Genomic DNA, 13,385 nt, shown 5'->3' with positions numbered 1-13,385 from the left:
AGGTGCGCGACGCGATCGAGCGGTTGCTGCGTCGCGTGCGCCACCCGATCGAGTCGCGCACCTGGGTGCCGGACGAGATCGCCGCGATTCGTCGTGCGCTGCGCGCCGCGGTGACGAAGCCGCGCGTCGATGCGGTGATCCTGACCGGCGGTACCGGAATCGCGCCACGCGACCGCACCCCCGAGGCACTCGCTCCATTGTTCGAACGCGAGCTGCCGGGTTTCGGCGAAGCATTCCGGAGCCTGTCGTTCGCTCAGGTCGGCAGTGCCGCGTGGTTGTCGCGAGCACTCGCCGGAGTGGTGCGCGGACGACTGGTCGTGGCCTTGCCGGGCTCGCCCAAAGCGGTCACATTGGCTCTGACTCGACTCTTGATTCCGGAGCTCGGACACGTGGTCCGGCTCCTCGACCGACGTCGCGAGGGAGCGTAAGCATGTCCATCAAGCCCGACCACTGGATCCGCCGCATGTGCGTCGAACACCAGATGATCGAGCCGTTCGAGGAGAAGCAGGTGCGCGCCGGAGTGATTTCGTACGGCGTTTCGTCCTACGGCTACGACATCCGGGTCGCCGACGAGTTCAAGATCTTCACCAACGTGAACTCCACCGTGGTCGACCCCAAGCACGTCGATCCGCGCAGCATGGTTGACGTGAACGGCGAAGTCTGCATCGTGCCGCCGAATTCATTCGCGCTCGCGCGCTCGGTCGAATACTTCCGTATCCCGCGCAACGTCATGACGATCACGGTCGGCAAATCGACGTACGCACGGTGCGGCATCATCACGAACGTCACACCGTTCGAGCCCGAGTGGGAGGGCTTCGTGACGCTCGAGATCAGCAACACCACGCCGCTGCCGGCGAAGATCTACGCCAACGAGGGCATCGCACAGGTGTTGTTCTTCGAGAGCGACTCGCCGTGCGAGGTCTCGTACAAGGACAAGAACGGCAAGTACCAGAAGCAGGTCGGCATCACGCTGCCGAGGCTGTGATCGGGCGCCTCCGGTTGCTTCGCGCCGCGGCCCCCCGTATCTTTTCGCCGCGCACGTTCCGTCCGTCCGCTGCGGCCGAGGGGAGTGACCGATGATCAAGGAGCTGGCCACGGGGCTCGGCATCACGCTCGAGAACCTGTTCAAGAAGCCCTTCACAGTCCAGTACCCCGACGAGAAGCTCACGATGTTCCCGCGCTTCCGCGGGCTGCACATCCTGACCCGTCACGAGGACGGACTCGAGCGCTGCGTGGGCTGCGAACTGTGCGCGGTCGCCTGTCCGGCGGATGCGATCTTCGTCAAGGCGGCCGAGAACGATCCGGCGCGGCCGAGTTCGCACGGTGAACGCTACGCGGAGCGCTACGAGATCAACATGCTGAGGTGCATCTTCTGCGGCATGTGCGAGGAGGCGTGTCCCGAGGACGCGATCTACCTCGAGAAGAAGTACGAGCTGGCGGACTACGACCGCGACGCTTTCATCTACACCAAGGACGAAATGATGGTCCCGATGGAGAAGTCGGGGTATCTGCCGGAGCGATGAGTGGTTCAGGGGACGCGGTGGCGCGGTTCGATCACGTCTCGCGAATCCGTTCCAGGGCGGAACGTCCGCGTCCCGGATCGAAACGCCGAAGCGAATCGAAACACCGCGCGTGCATCTCGTGCGGAGCCCGCACGGTGCGATGGCGCAACGGGATGCGCGTACCGGGCGCGCTGGCACGAGGACTGCGTTGGGAGCATGCGAACTCGACGAGGTCGGAACTCGATCGAGCCACGTGTTCGAAGTGCATTCATCCCAACGAGGAGAACGACCATGACGCTGATTCGCTGGCATCGTCCTTCGCTCGCCGTTTCGCACGCCCCGTCGCTCGCGCATGACGGTGTGGAGCGGCTGTTCGATCGCCTGTTCGAGCCGTCCCGCTTCGCCGCCGACACCGCGGCCGTGTTCCACCCGGCGGTCGACATCGAAGAGACGCCGGACGCCTACGTGATTCACGCCGACCTGCCGGGCCTCACCGAGAAGGACGTGAAGGTCGGCCTGGTCGGTGATCTGCTGACGCTGCGCGGGGAGCGCAAGAGCCAGCGCGAAGTGAAAGAAGGGTCCTGGCATCACGACGAGCGGGTCCACGGCGCATTCGAGCGCGCATTCCGGCTGCCGAAGCCGGTGCAGTCCGATCGAGTCACCGCCAGCACCCGTCACGGAGTGCTCGAGATTCGCGTCCCGAAGGCCGAGCAGGCGCGGGCGCGCGAGATCGAGGTCCAGGCGGGCTAAGCATCGCGCGCGGCCGAGCCGCGCGCGCTCATGAATCTCGCGAGCGGCGTCGGGCCCGGACCCACCGGCCCGGCGCCCGCGCGCCATCGAAAAGGGAAGGCGACTCCATTATGGGCAAGGTGATCGGCATCGATCTTGGCACCACGAATTCGTGCGTCGCGATTCTGGAGGGCGGGGAGCCCAAGGTCATCCCGAACGCCGAGGGCTTTCGAACCACGCCTTCCGTCGTCGGGTTCTCAAAGACCGGCGAGCGGTTGGTGGGACAGATCGCGCGTCGCCAGGCGGTGACGAATCCCAAGCAGACGGTCTACTCGATCAAGCGCTTCATGGGTCGCCGCGCCGACGAGGTGTCGAGCGAGATTCAGCTGGTGCCCTACCAGATCGAGAAGGGCCCCGACGGGGCCGCCATGGTGCGTGTGGGCGACAAGGTGTACTCGCCGCCTGAGATCTCGGCGATGGTGCTGCAGAAGATGCGGCAGACCGCCGAGGAGTATCTCGGCGAGAAGGTCACCGAAGCGGTCGTGACCGTGCCCGCGTACTTCAACGACAGCCAGCGCCAGGCGACCAAGGATGCCGGGCGCATCGCGGGTCTCGACGTCAAGCGCATCATCAACGAGCCGACTGCGGCGGCGCTGGCGTACGGGCTCGACAAGAAGAAGGACGAGAAGATCGCGGTGTTCGACCTCGGGGGCGGCACCTTCGACATCTCGATCCTCGAGATCGGCGACGGCGTGTTCGAAGTGCGCTCGACCAACGGCGACACCCATCTGGGTGGCGACGACTTCGACCAGCGAGTGATCGACTGGCTCGCCGAGGAGTTCAAGAAGCAGGAAGGCATCGACCTGCGTAAGGATGCGATGGCGCTGCAGCGGCTCAAGGAAGCGGCCGAGAAGGCGAAGTGCGAGCTGTCGGGCACGCTCACGACCGAGGTGAACCTGCCGTTCATCACCGCGGACCAGAACGGTCCCAAGCATCTGGCGCTGCAGCTCAGCCGCGCGAAGCTCGAGCAGCTGACCGAGGAACTGGTCGAACGCTGTCGCGGCCCGGTCGTGCAGGCGCTCAAGGACGCCGGACTCAGCGCGGAGCAGATCGACGAAGTGGTGCTGGTCGGCGGCTCGACGCGCATGCCAAAGGTGCAGGAACTGGTCAAGCAGATCTTCGGCAAGGAGCCGCACAAGGGCGTGAACCCGGACGAAGTCGTGGCCATCGGCGCCGCGATTCAGGGCGCGGTGCTGGCGGGCGACGTGCGCGACGTGGTGCTGCTCGACGTCACGCCGCTGTCGCTCGGCATCGAAACGCTCGGCGGCGTCATGACGCCGCTCATCCCGCGCAACACCACGATCCCGACCAAGAAGAGCGAAGTGTTCTCGACCGCGTCCGACAGTCAACCGTCGGTCGAGGTCCACGTGCTGCAGGGCGAGCGACCGATCGCTTCGGGCAACAAGACGATCGGACGCTTCCATCTCGACGGAATTCCCTCGGCGCCGCGCGGCATTCCGCAGATCGAGGTCACGTTCGACATCGACGCGAACAGCATCCTGCACGTTTCGGCCAAGGACCGCGCGACCGGCAAGGAACAGAGCATTCGGATCGAGTCGAAGAGCGGGCTGTCGGAGAGCGAAATCCAGGGCATGGTGCGCGACGCCGAGTCGCACGCGAACGAGGACAAGAAGCGTAAGGAAGAGGCCGAGGTGCGAAATCGCGGCGACCATCTGGCCTACGAAGTCGAGAAGCAGCTCAAGGAGAATGGCGACAAGCTCGAGGCCACGCTCAAGTCGACGATCGACTCCGAGCTGAGCCAGTTGCGCGACGCTCTGAAGGGCGAGGACAGCGCGCGGATCGGCACCGCGACTGAGACGCTCGAAAAGTCATGGCATCAGGCGACCGCCGCGCTCTATCAGGCGGCACAGGCCGCGGGAACTCCGCCGGGAGCCGGCGGGGCCGGAGCTAGCGCTGCGGGTCCCGATGCGCCGCCCGACCCGGGCAAGAAGGAACGCGGCGACGGCGCGGTCGATGCGGACTTCGAAGTCGTGAAGTAGGGGCCACCCGGAGCTTTACGCGTGTCAGCCCATCTCCCGCTCGATCCGACGGCGTGGCTCGGCGCAGCGCGGCCGCTCTTCGAGAGCGCCGCGCTGCTCGCGTATGGCCTGTGCCAGCTCGGCCTCGCGCTCTACTCGTCGCACCGCTACGCGCTGTTGAGCTTTCGCGAGCGGGGGCGCTCGAACGGTCCGTCGGGTGGTGCCATGGGCACCTGGCCCGGCACCTCGACGCTCGAACTCCCCGAATCGGAGTGGCCGTTCGTCACCCTTCAGTTCCCGGTCTACAACGAACCGCGTGTGATTCGTCGGCTGCTCGAGGCCGCGGCCCGAACCGACTATCCGCGCGACCGCTTCGAGATCCAGGTACTCGACGATTCTGATGACGCGACCGTCAGCCTCGCAGCGGCCGCGATCGCCGAGATTCGCGCCTCGGGAGTTTCGATCGAGCACCTGCGACGTGCGACGCGTGCGGGATTCAAGGCGGGAGCGCTCGCTCAGGGCCTGTCGGTCGCGCGCGGCGAACTGGTGGCGATCTTCGATGCGGACTTCGTTCCGCCGCCCGAATTCCTGCGCCGCATGGTGCCGCACCTTCGCGACCCGCGGGTCGGCATGGTTCAGGCGCGCTGGGGACACCTCAACCGCGACGAGAACGCGCTGACCATCGCGCAGGCGGTGATGCTGGACGCGCATTTTCGGATCGAACACACCGCGCGGATGGGTCGCGGACTGTTCTTCAATTTCAACGGCACCGGCGGAGTGTGGCGCCGCCGGTGCATCGAGGACTCGGGCGGCTGGTCCCACGCGACGCTCACCGAGGATCTGGACCTCAGCTACCGTGCGCAGCTGCGCGGCTGGCGGTTCGTGTTCGCAAGCGACGTGGTCGTGCCGGCCGAGTTACCGGCCGACATGCAGGCATTCAAGTCCCAGCAACGCCGCTGGACGCGCGGCGGCATCCAGACCGCGCGTCTCGTGCTGCCGGCCGTGCTGCGAGCGAAGCTGCCGTTGGCGGTCAAGCTGGAGGCCTTCTTCCACCTCACCTCGAACGTCGCCTACCCGTTGCTTCTGAGCATCGGAGTCCTGCTGCTTCCGCTGCTGCTGGGCCGCAGCACGATTCCGCAGTCGCTGGTGTGGGCTCTGCAGCTCGGCGTGCTGGCGTTCGGCACCGTACCGGTCGCGTGGTTCCTGGCGCGCGGTCAGCGCGGGTCGGGTCGAAGCAGTATTGAAGTCGCTCGCGAAGTCGGCTGCGCGCTGCTGCTCGGCGCCGGGATCGCACTCAACAATGCCGTCGCCGTCGTCGCGGGTAGCGGTGGGAAGGTCGGGACGTTCGTGCGCACGCCCAAGCAGGGCGATCTCGGCTCGCCGCGCGTTCGCGGAGACGGCGATCCACGCGGTGGTTCCGGCGAAGCCCTGCTGGCGCTCTACTTCGCGGCGGTGCTGGCGTGGTGCTCGGTGAACGGGCAACCTCAGGCATTGCCGTTCCTCGGGTTCCTGACGCTGGGCTGTGCGTGGGTCGCGATGGCGTCGGCACGTCCCGCCGAGCTCGCGGTCGGGCGCATGCGCGACACGGAACCCGTCGGCGCTACAGCCGCACGATCTTCGGCGAGCGCTTGCCCTTGAATGCGTTGCGCGTGTCGACCAGGCCCTTCGCGTGGCGCAGGATCGACGCGTAGGGGAACTCGCGATGCGCGGTCGCCACCACGATGCAGTCGTACTGCCCCAGGCGCTTCGGCGTCAGGGCGACGCTGCGCAGCGTGCGTCCCGCGAACTCGAAGGTCGGGACGTGCGGATCGCTGTACTCGATACGCGCACCGCGCAGTCGCAGCGTCTCCATGATGTCGTGGGACGGACTCTCACGCGTATCGTCGATGCCCGCCTTGTAGGCGACGCCCAGCACCAGCACGCGCGAGCCTCGCACGGCGAGGCCGTGCTGGTTGAGGCTGTGCGCGACCAGGTCCACGACGTGCTCGGGCATGTGCGCGTTCACGTGACCGGCCAGTTCGATGAACCGCGCCTCGAAGCCCGATGCACGCGCCTTCCACGATAGGTAGAACGGATCGATCGGAATGCAGTGGCCGCCGAGTCCCGGACCGGGGTAGAAGGGCATGAAACCGAACGGCTTGGTGCCGGCCGCCTCGATGACCTCCCACACGTCGATCTTCATGCGCGCGCACATCAGGGCCAGTTCGTTCACGAGCCCGATGTTGACGCTTCGGAACGTGTTCTCGAGCAGCTTGACCATTTCGGCGACTTGAGGCGACGACACCGGCACCACGGTCTCGAGCCGCTGCTGGTAGAGCGCGACCGCCACTTCGGTGCAGGCCGGAGTCATGCCGCCGACGACCTTCGGAATGTTGCGGGTGTTGAAGCGCGGATTGCCCGGGTCGACGCGTTCCGGCGAGAAGGCGAGGAAGAAGTCGCACCCGACCTTCATGCCGGTCGCTTCGAGCATCGGCAGGATCAGCTCCTCGGTGGTCCCCGGATACGTGGTGCTCTCGAGGATCACGAGCGTTCCGGGATGCAGGTAGCGTGCAACTTCGCGCGCAGCCGAGACGATGTAGGAGACATCGGGGTCGCGCTGTTTGGAGAGCGGCGTCGGGACGCACACATTCACCGCATCCACGCGCCGCAACACACTGAAGTCGGTGGTCGCATCGAAGCGACCCAGTTTCACGAGCTCACGGACGTCGGCGCTCGGAACGTCCTGAACGTGCGAGTGGCCGCGCGCCAGGTCCCGAACCCGGCGGGCATCGATGTCGATTCCGGTGACGTGGTAGCCGGCCTTGCCGAACTCGACCGCGAGCGGCAATCCGACGTATCCGAGTCCGATGACGGCGAGATGTGCCCGACGCTTCTGAATGCGATCACGCAGGCGCTGCGCCGAATCGCTGGTTCGTGCGCGCGGCTTTCGGGTGGGTTTGGACATGGACGCGCGACGGTATCAGAGCCTCACGGAGACGACCAAACCCGAGGCCGATGACCGAGTGCAGCGGAGCGTGCGAGAAACGCGTCTTGACCGCGGTCGTCCGGCTGCGGAGACTGACGCCTCATGCTCCGCTCCTCCGTACGACGCATCGGCCGCTACCGGTTGAACGGTGCCGTGTATTTCGGACAACTCGCGGACGACGGCTATCAGCGTCTCACCGCCGCACCATGGGAGGGCGGTGCGCTCGCCCGCGAGTTCGACCGGTTTGCCGACGTCGAGCCTCTGGCGCCAGTCGCGCCCGGCAAGATCGTGTGCGTCGGCCTCAATTACCGCGCGCACATTGCGGAGAGCGCCAGCGTGCTGCCGGGCGCCGTGCCAGCTCTGGAGCCCCTGCTGTTTCTCAAGCCGCCGAGTGCCGTGATCGGCCACGGGGGCGTGATCCGCTATCCGGTCGGGGTCACGCGCCTCGATCCCGAGGCGGAAATGGCGGTCGTGATCGGTCGGGTCGCGAGCCGGGTGCCGGTGGCCCTGGCGCTCGACCACGTGGCCGGGATCACCGCGTTCAACGACGTCAGCGCGCGGAACTATCAGAAGCTCGACGGCCAATGGACACGCGCGAAGGGCTTCGATACGTTTGCGCCGCTTGGTCCGTGGGTGGCGCTCGGGTGCGACCCTTCCGACCAGGCGGTCAAGTGCCGCGTCAACGGTGTCGAGCGCCAGCACGGTCACACGCGCGATCTGCTGTTTCCAGTTCCCGAACTGGTGAGCTTCATTTCCGGGATCATGACGCTGCAGCCCGGCGACGTGATCGCGACCGGGACGCCGGCCGGAATCGGTCCGGTCGAGATCGGAGATCACATCGAGATCGAAGTCGATGACGTGGGCGTCCTGAGCAACCGCGTGGAGGCGGCGCGATCGTGAATACGGCGGATCTGATCGTCGAGAACGCCCGGCTCTGGGGCGTGCCGACCGCGGACGGACCGCGACCGGACTCGATCGCATTGCGGGCGGGCCGGATCGTGGCGATCGGCACTCGCGCGGAACTCGCGCCATGGCGCGGAGCCGCAACCCGACAGATCGATGCGCGAAGCGCAAGCGTGACGCCGGGGCTGACCGACGCACATCTGCACCTGGTGGCGTGGGCGCGGAGTGCAGGCGAGCTGACGATCGACCCCGCCGCGACGCTCGCCGAGGTGGTGGAGCGGCTGCGCGCGTTCGCAGCCACCCGAGACGACGCGGTTCTGATCGGGCGCGGCTGGGTCGCGGAACACTGGAGCGACGGGCCCGACTGGGAGTCGCTCGAAGCCGCGGCTGCGGGGCGCGCGGTGGTGCTTCACAGCAAGGACTTCCACGCCGTGTGGGCGAGTCGCCGCGCGTTCGAACTCGCCGGGCTCGACGAGCGCGTTTCGGATCCCGCGGGTGGACGCTTCGACCGCGACCGACACGGACGCCTGACGGGAGTGGCGCGGGAACACGCCGTGCGCCCCCTCGTGGCGCTGGCCGCGCCGGAGCGCGATCGGGATCTCGCACGCGTCCGTGACGCGGTGGCGCGATTGCACGCCGAGGGCATCACCTCGGTTCACGTCTTCGAAGGCCCCGAGGAGTCGCGCGTGCTGCGCCGCGCCCTGGCCGGTGCGCCGGGCGGCGGCGTGCGGGTGCTCGCGCACGTTCCCCATGCACAGCTCGATGCGCTGTTGTCGGTCGGAATCGAGAGCGGCACCGGCGACGATCGATTCCGAATCGGCGGGGTGAAGTTGTTCGCCGATGGCACACTCGGCTCGCGCACCGCCGCGATGCTGGAGCCGTATGACGACGGCGGCGGGATCGGCATGGAGTTGATGAGCGCTCGGGAATTGCGCGAGACGATCGCCCGCGCGTTTGCGGGCGGGGTGAGCTGCGCCGTGCATGCGATCGGGGATCGTGCGGTGCGCTCGACGCTCGATGCCGTCGAAGCGGCAGGCGAGCCGGCGCGTGTCCGACTTCGAGTGCCGCCGCGCATCGAGCACGCGCAGCTGGTTCACGCGCTCGATGTTCCGCGCTTCGCTCGGCTCGGCGTCGCCGCCAGCATGCAGCCGTCGCATGCCGTCACCGACACGCCGACTGCGCGCACCGCGTGGGCCAGCCGACTCGATACGGCCTACCCGTGGCGAACCCTCGAGACCGCGGGCGCCCGGCTGGCGTTCGGATCCGACGCTCCGGTCGAGCCGCCGTCCGGCGCCGGCGGACTGTTCGCATGCGTCGCGCGTCGCGCTCCCGGCACTTCCGACGAGTCGGTGATGTCGCCCGCGCAGCGACTCGACCTCGAGCGCGCACTGGTCGGATTCACACGCGGCCCGGCAGCGCTCGACGGCCGCGGCCGCCAGGGCGGTCGGCTGGAGCCCGGTGCTCATGGCGATCTGGTGGTGTGGGATCGCGATCTGTTCGCGGCCGCGGGCGACTCGCTGGCGGCCGCACGGCCGCTCGCCACGTTGCTCGCCGGTGAATTGGTGCACCGCGATGCGTCGGTCGCGGCCGAGGTCGGGGAGGTTTCAACGTGTCGGAGCTGAAACCGCCGAGCGCGGCCGAGCTGCAGGCGCTGCCCGACAGCGAACTGGTGCAACACGCGCAGCAGGGCGAAACGCGCGCGTTCGACGAGCTGGTGCGACGCTACCAGGATCGCGTCTACCGGCTCACCGCGAAGATCCTGCGCAATGACGAGGATGCGGCCGAAGCGCTTCAGGATGCGTTTCTCTCCGCATTCAAGGGGCTCAAGAACTTCAAGGCCGAGTCGACCTTCTCGACCTGGCTCTACCGCATCGCGACCAACGCCGCACTGATGAAAATCCGACGCCGGCGCGAGGGACACGTCTCGTACGAGCAGTCGCAGAGTCGTGAGGAGGGCGCGGAGCCGCTCGCCATCGCGGACTGGTCCGCGCAGCCGCTCGAGGAACTGCTCGACTCCGAGACGCGCGCCGTCATGCAGGAGGGTGTGGATCAGCTGTCGCCCGAATTGCGAACGGTCTTCGTGATGCGGGACGTCGAGGGACTGTCGAACACCGAGGTCGCAGAGGCGCTCGAGCTGACGGTGCCGGCGGTCAAGTCGCGGTTGCACCGTGCACGGATCCATTTGCGGGACCGACTTCATCGCTACTTTGCGGACAAGCTGCACCGGCGCGCGCCGCGACCGTCGTGACGGAGCGCCGAGCGGATCAGCGACCGCGGAGAGCGAAGACGATCAGCAGCACCGCGAACGCGACGCGGTAGGCGAAGAACGCGAACAGTCCGGCGCGAGACAGCCAGGCGAGGAGGCCACGGATGGCAAGGAAGCCGGTGAGCGCAGCCGCGCCGACTCCGATTCCCAGCGTGCCGAGCGGGATCGAATGGTCGAGGTGCCGCAGCTCGAGTACTCCGGCGCCGAACGTGATCGGGGTCGCGAGCAGGAACGAGAACCGTGCCGCCGAGAGGCGCGACAGACCGAGCGCGCGGCCCGCGGTGAGCGTGACCCCGCTGCGCGAAACGCCGGGCACCAGCGCGAGTGACTGGGCGAGTCCGATCAGAAACGACTGTGCCCAGCCGGGCGCGGTCGGGCGTCCGGGTCCGGCGACGCGATCCACCCACCACAGCAGAAATCCGAACACGACCAGCATCACCGCCTGGACCGGGAGCGCCCGCAGATGCGTGGTGGCGAGATCTTCGAGCAGCAGGCCCGCGATCGCAGCGGGAACGCATCCGAGCGCCAGCTGCGCCAGCGTCGTCCATGCCGCGCCGCGTTCGTCCGGTTGCTTCGAGAACGCGCCGGCGAAGAGCCGTCGCCACTCGTCCCGGAATGCCACCAGCAGCGCCAGCAGCGTGCCCCAGTGGAGCGCCACGTCGAACGCGAGGCCGGCGTACGGCCAGCCGAACAGCGCGGGGACCGCGAAAAGGTGTGCGCTGCTGGAGACCGGCAGAAACTCGGTGAGTCCCTGCACGATGCCCAGAATCGCCGCCTGGACGGGCGTGATCGAGGCCGCAGAGACGCTGGACGTGACGGTCGCGAGCATGGCGACGCACGCTATCAGGAAGGCATCGGAGCGGCAACGCAAGTGCGCGTCGTGCACGTGCGGGAAGGCCGCGGCGTGAAGCCGAACGACCACGCACCCGCCGGCGGCCGCGCCGCCGACGGCGAGACGCACGCCATCGCACGCGACGCGGGCATCGTCGGCGGCGCGACCCTGCTGTCGCGCGTGCTCGGACTGGTGCGCGAACAGGTGATGGCGTCGTGGTTCGGCGCGGGACTCGCAAGCGACGCCTTCAACGTGGCGTTTCGCATTCCGAATCTGCTGCGCGATCTGTTCGCCGAGGGCGCGATGTCGGCTGCGTTCGTGCCGACCTTCACCGCGACGTTGCAGCGCGAGGGCCGTGCCGCGGCGTGGGCGCTCGGCCGCCAATTGCTGGTGACGCTCGGACTGGTGCTGGCGATCGTGTGCGTGGCGGGCGGCCTGTTCGCGCCGTGGCTCGTGAAGGTGTTCGCGCCGGGGTTCGGTGCGATCGATGGCAAGCTCGAGCTGACCGTGCTGCTGACGCGCGTCATGCTGCCGTTCCTTCCGCTGGTCGCGCTCGCCGCGGTCGCGATGGGGATGCTGAACGCGCTGGGGCGCTTCGCCGTGCCGGCGCTCGCACCCGCGTTGCTGAATCTCGGCATGATTCTCGGCGGGCTCGCACTCATGCCGGTGTGCGGCGCGGTCGGACAGCCCGCGATCCTCGCGATGGCGGCCGGAGTGGTGATCGGAGGACTCGGACAGTTCCTCGTCCAGCTGCCGTCGCTGCGCGCCGAGGGATTCGAGTTCCGACTCGAGTGGCCGCGCGCGCATCCGGGGGTGCAGCGGGTCGCGCGGCTGATGGCTCCCGCCACGATCGGGCTCGCCGCGACGCAGTTCAATCTGTTCGTCAGCACGCTGATCGCGAGTCTGCTTCCTCAGGGCAGCGTGTCGTGGCTGTGGTACGCGTTTCGACTCATGCAGCTCCCGATCGGAGTGTTCGGCGTGGCGCTCGCGACCGTGAGTCTGCCGGCGTTCTCCCGCGCGGCCGCCGCCGGCGACCACCGGTCGATGGCGCGCACGCTGTCCTCGACGGTTCGCCTGCTGATGGTGCTCACGGTGCCGGCGGCGGTGTGGCTCGCCGCGATGTCGCGACCCGTCATCGCGCTGCTCTACGAACACGGGCGGTTCGGCGGCGCGGACACCACCGCGACTTCGGGGGCGCTCGTCCTGTACTGCATCGGACTGCCGGCGTTCGCGGCGGTCGGAGTCTTCACCCGCGCGTTCTACGCGCTCGGCGAGACCGCGGCGCCGGTGCGGGCGAGCTTCATCGCGGTGGCGCTCAACCTGGCGCTCAACCTTGCGTTCATCGGGCCGCTTCGACGCCTCGGGCTCGACCACATGGGGCTGGCGCTCGCGGCCTCGCTGACCTCGATCCTCAACCTGGCGCAGCTCGCGTTCCTGTTGCGCCGCCGCCTCGGACCCATCGAAGGGGGTCGACTCGTGCTGACGCTGCTCAAGGTGCTGGCCGCCTCGCTGCTCGCCGGCGCGTTCCTCGTGTGGGCCCTGTGGGCGCTGGCCGATCGTGCCTACGGACACTGGACCACCGAACTCGGCGTGGTCGCGGGAGGGCTGGTGATCGGCGGCGCGATCGTGTGGGGCGCGCTGCGGGCATTGCGCGTCGAGGAGCTGGGTTCGCTGACCGGGATGGTGGTGCCATTCGCGCGCCGCTTCCTGCGCTGATGAGTTCGGGACTCGTCGCCGAACTCTGTCGCTTCGCAATCGCCGCCAGCGCCGGTGACGCCGCGGCGATCCGCCGCGTGCTGGCGCGCGTGCGTCGAGCGAGGCGTCCACGTGCGGCATTCGAAGAGGTGGCGCTGATGCTGACGCTCTACGCGTCCTACCCGGCGGCGATCGAATCGCTCCGGTTGCTCGGCCTCGAATGGCCGCAGGCGACGAAAGCCGGCGAGGTGCCGGTCGCCACGCGGCGACGGCGCGGGCTCGCGACACTCGCCGCCGTCTACGGCGGGGTGGCGGACTCGGTGCGCGCGGCGTTGCGATCGCACCATCCCGCGCTCGAAGCGTGGGTAATCGAACACGCCTATGGCCGGGTGCTCTCGCGTGGCGCGCTCGAAATGAAGGAGCGTGAACTCGTCACGCTCGCATTGCTGGTGCA

At 68.2% G+C, this 13,385-nt stretch carries 13 protein-coding genes; 11 read left to right on the top strand and 2 right to left on the bottom strand.

Features of this window, described 5'->3' with window-relative positions:
* The 6 genes from HOP12_12315 to HOP12_12290 all read left to right on the top strand — a co-directional run.
* Positions 1–428, top strand: a 428-nt coding sequence (locus HOP12_12315) for a MogA/MoaB family molybdenum cofactor biosynthesis protein (protein ID NOT34939.1), incomplete at its 5' end; no start/stop codon positions are given.
* Positions 429–430: 2 nt separating this feature from the next.
* Positions 431–985 (top strand): dCTP deaminase, encoded by a 555-nt coding sequence (locus tag HOP12_12310; GenBank protein NOT34938.1) that lies wholly within the window; start codon positions 431–433, stop codon positions 983–985.
* Positions 986–1,076: 91 nt separating this feature from the next.
* Positions 1,077–1,523: an NADH-quinone oxidoreductase subunit NuoI gene (gene nuoI / locus HOP12_12305; GenBank protein NOT34937.1), complete on the top strand. Its 447-nt coding sequence runs from the start codon at positions 1,077–1,079 to the stop codon at positions 1,521–1,523.
* A 270-nt stretch (positions 1,524–1,793) separates the two neighbouring features.
* The gene (locus tag HOP12_12300; GenBank protein NOT34936.1) at positions 1,794–2,252 is read left to right on the top strand and encodes an Hsp20/alpha crystallin family protein; all 459 of its coding nucleotides are present in this window, start codon (positions 1,794–1,796) and stop codon (positions 2,250–2,252) included.
* Positions 2,253–2,362: 110 nt separating this feature from the next.
* Complete coding sequence (dnaK, locus tag HOP12_12295) at positions 2,363–4,291, top strand: molecular chaperone DnaK (protein NOT34935.1); 1,929 nt, start codon at positions 2,363–2,365, stop codon at positions 4,289–4,291.
* A gap of 21 nt (positions 4,292–4,312) precedes the next feature.
* Positions 4,313–5,908: a glycosyltransferase gene (locus HOP12_12290; GenBank protein ID NOT34934.1), complete on the top strand. Its 1,596-nt coding sequence runs from the start codon at positions 4,313–4,315 to the stop codon at positions 5,906–5,908.
* Here the strand turns inward: HOP12_12290 and HOP12_12285 are convergent.
* Positions 5,871–7,214, bottom strand: coding sequence for a nucleotide sugar dehydrogenase (locus tag HOP12_12285; protein NOT34933.1), 1,344 nt, complete (start codon positions 7,212–7,214; stop codon positions 5,871–5,873). The two genes, HOP12_12290 and HOP12_12285, sit on opposite strands and share 38 nt — an antisense overlap.
* Before the next feature lie 123 nt (positions 7,215–7,337).
* On the opposite strand from HOP12_12285, the gene HOP12_12280 reads away from it, so the two are divergent.
* Genes HOP12_12280 through HOP12_12270 form a run of 3 tightly spaced genes read left to right on the top strand, consistent with a single transcriptional unit; the run spans position 7,338 to position 10,386 of the window.
* Positions 7,338–8,135, top strand: a complete 798-nt coding sequence (locus tag HOP12_12280) for a fumarylacetoacetate hydrolase family protein (protein ID NOT34932.1) — start codon at positions 7,338–7,340, stop codon at positions 8,133–8,135.
* Positions 8,132–9,760 (top strand): amidohydrolase, encoded by a 1,629-nt coding sequence (locus HOP12_12275; GenBank protein ID NOT34931.1) that lies wholly within the window; start codon positions 8,132–8,134, stop codon positions 9,758–9,760. The genes HOP12_12280 and HOP12_12275 overlap by 4 nt, the downstream gene beginning before the upstream one ends.
* Positions 9,748–10,386 carry a sigma-70 family RNA polymerase sigma factor gene (locus tag HOP12_12270; protein NOT34930.1) on the top strand — a complete coding sequence of 213 codons (639 nt, stop codon included), beginning with the start codon at positions 9,748–9,750 and terminating at the stop codon, positions 10,384–10,386. Before HOP12_12275 ends, HOP12_12270 begins: the two co-directional genes overlap by 13 nt.
* Positions 10,387–10,402: 16 nt before the next feature.
* Here HOP12_12270 and HOP12_12265 read toward each other — a convergent pair whose 3' ends face one another.
* The gene (locus HOP12_12265; protein ID NOT34929.1) at positions 10,403–11,194 is read right to left on the bottom strand and encodes an undecaprenyl-diphosphate phosphatase; all 792 of its coding nucleotides are present in this window, start codon (positions 11,192–11,194) and stop codon (positions 10,403–10,405) included.
* Positions 11,195–11,308: 114 nt separating this feature from the next.
* Here HOP12_12265 and murJ point away from each other — a divergent pair, with 114 nt between their 5' ends.
* Together murJ and HOP12_12255 are read left to right on the top strand one after the other, a co-directional pair.
* Positions 11,309–12,952 carry a murein biosynthesis integral membrane protein MurJ gene (gene murJ / locus HOP12_12260; protein NOT34928.1) on the top strand — a complete coding sequence of 548 codons (1,644 nt, stop codon included), beginning with the start codon at positions 11,309–11,311 and terminating at the stop codon, positions 12,950–12,952.
* Positions 12,952–13,385, top strand: a 434-nt coding sequence (locus tag HOP12_12255) for a hypothetical protein (protein ID NOT34927.1), incomplete at its 3' end; no start/stop codon positions are given. The genes murJ and HOP12_12255, both read left to right, overlap by 1 nt.

The sequence above is a fragment of the Candidatus Eisenbacteria bacterium genome, from assembly GCA_013140805.1.
Taxonomy (GTDB): domain Bacteria; phylum Eisenbacteria; class RBG-16-71-46; order RBG-16-71-46; family RBG-16-71-46; genus JABFRW01.
Note: the sequence above shows the minus strand (reverse complement) of the source record. Positions and strands in the feature narration are given on the sequence as shown.

Coding starts and splice junctions, on each gene's coding strand:
- HOP12_12285 (NOT34933.1), bottom strand. CDS start 7,214: ATGTCCAAACCCACCCGAAAGCCGCGCGCACGAACCAGCGATTCGGCG.
- HOP12_12300 (NOT34936.1), top strand. CDS start 1,794: ATGACGCTGATTCGCTGGCATCGTCCTTCGCTCGCCGTTTCGCACGCC.
- HOP12_12280 (NOT34932.1), top strand. CDS start 7,338: ATGCTCCGCTCCTCCGTACGACGCATCGGCCGCTACCGGTTGAACGGT.
- HOP12_12310 (NOT34938.1), top strand. CDS start 431: ATGTCCATCAAGCCCGACCACTGGATCCGCCGCATGTGCGTCGAACAC.
- nuoI (NOT34937.1), top strand. CDS start 1,077: ATGATCAAGGAGCTGGCCACGGGGCTCGGCATCACGCTCGAGAACCTG.
- dnaK (NOT34935.1), top strand. CDS start 2,363: ATGGGCAAGGTGATCGGCATCGATCTTGGCACCACGAATTCGTGCGTC.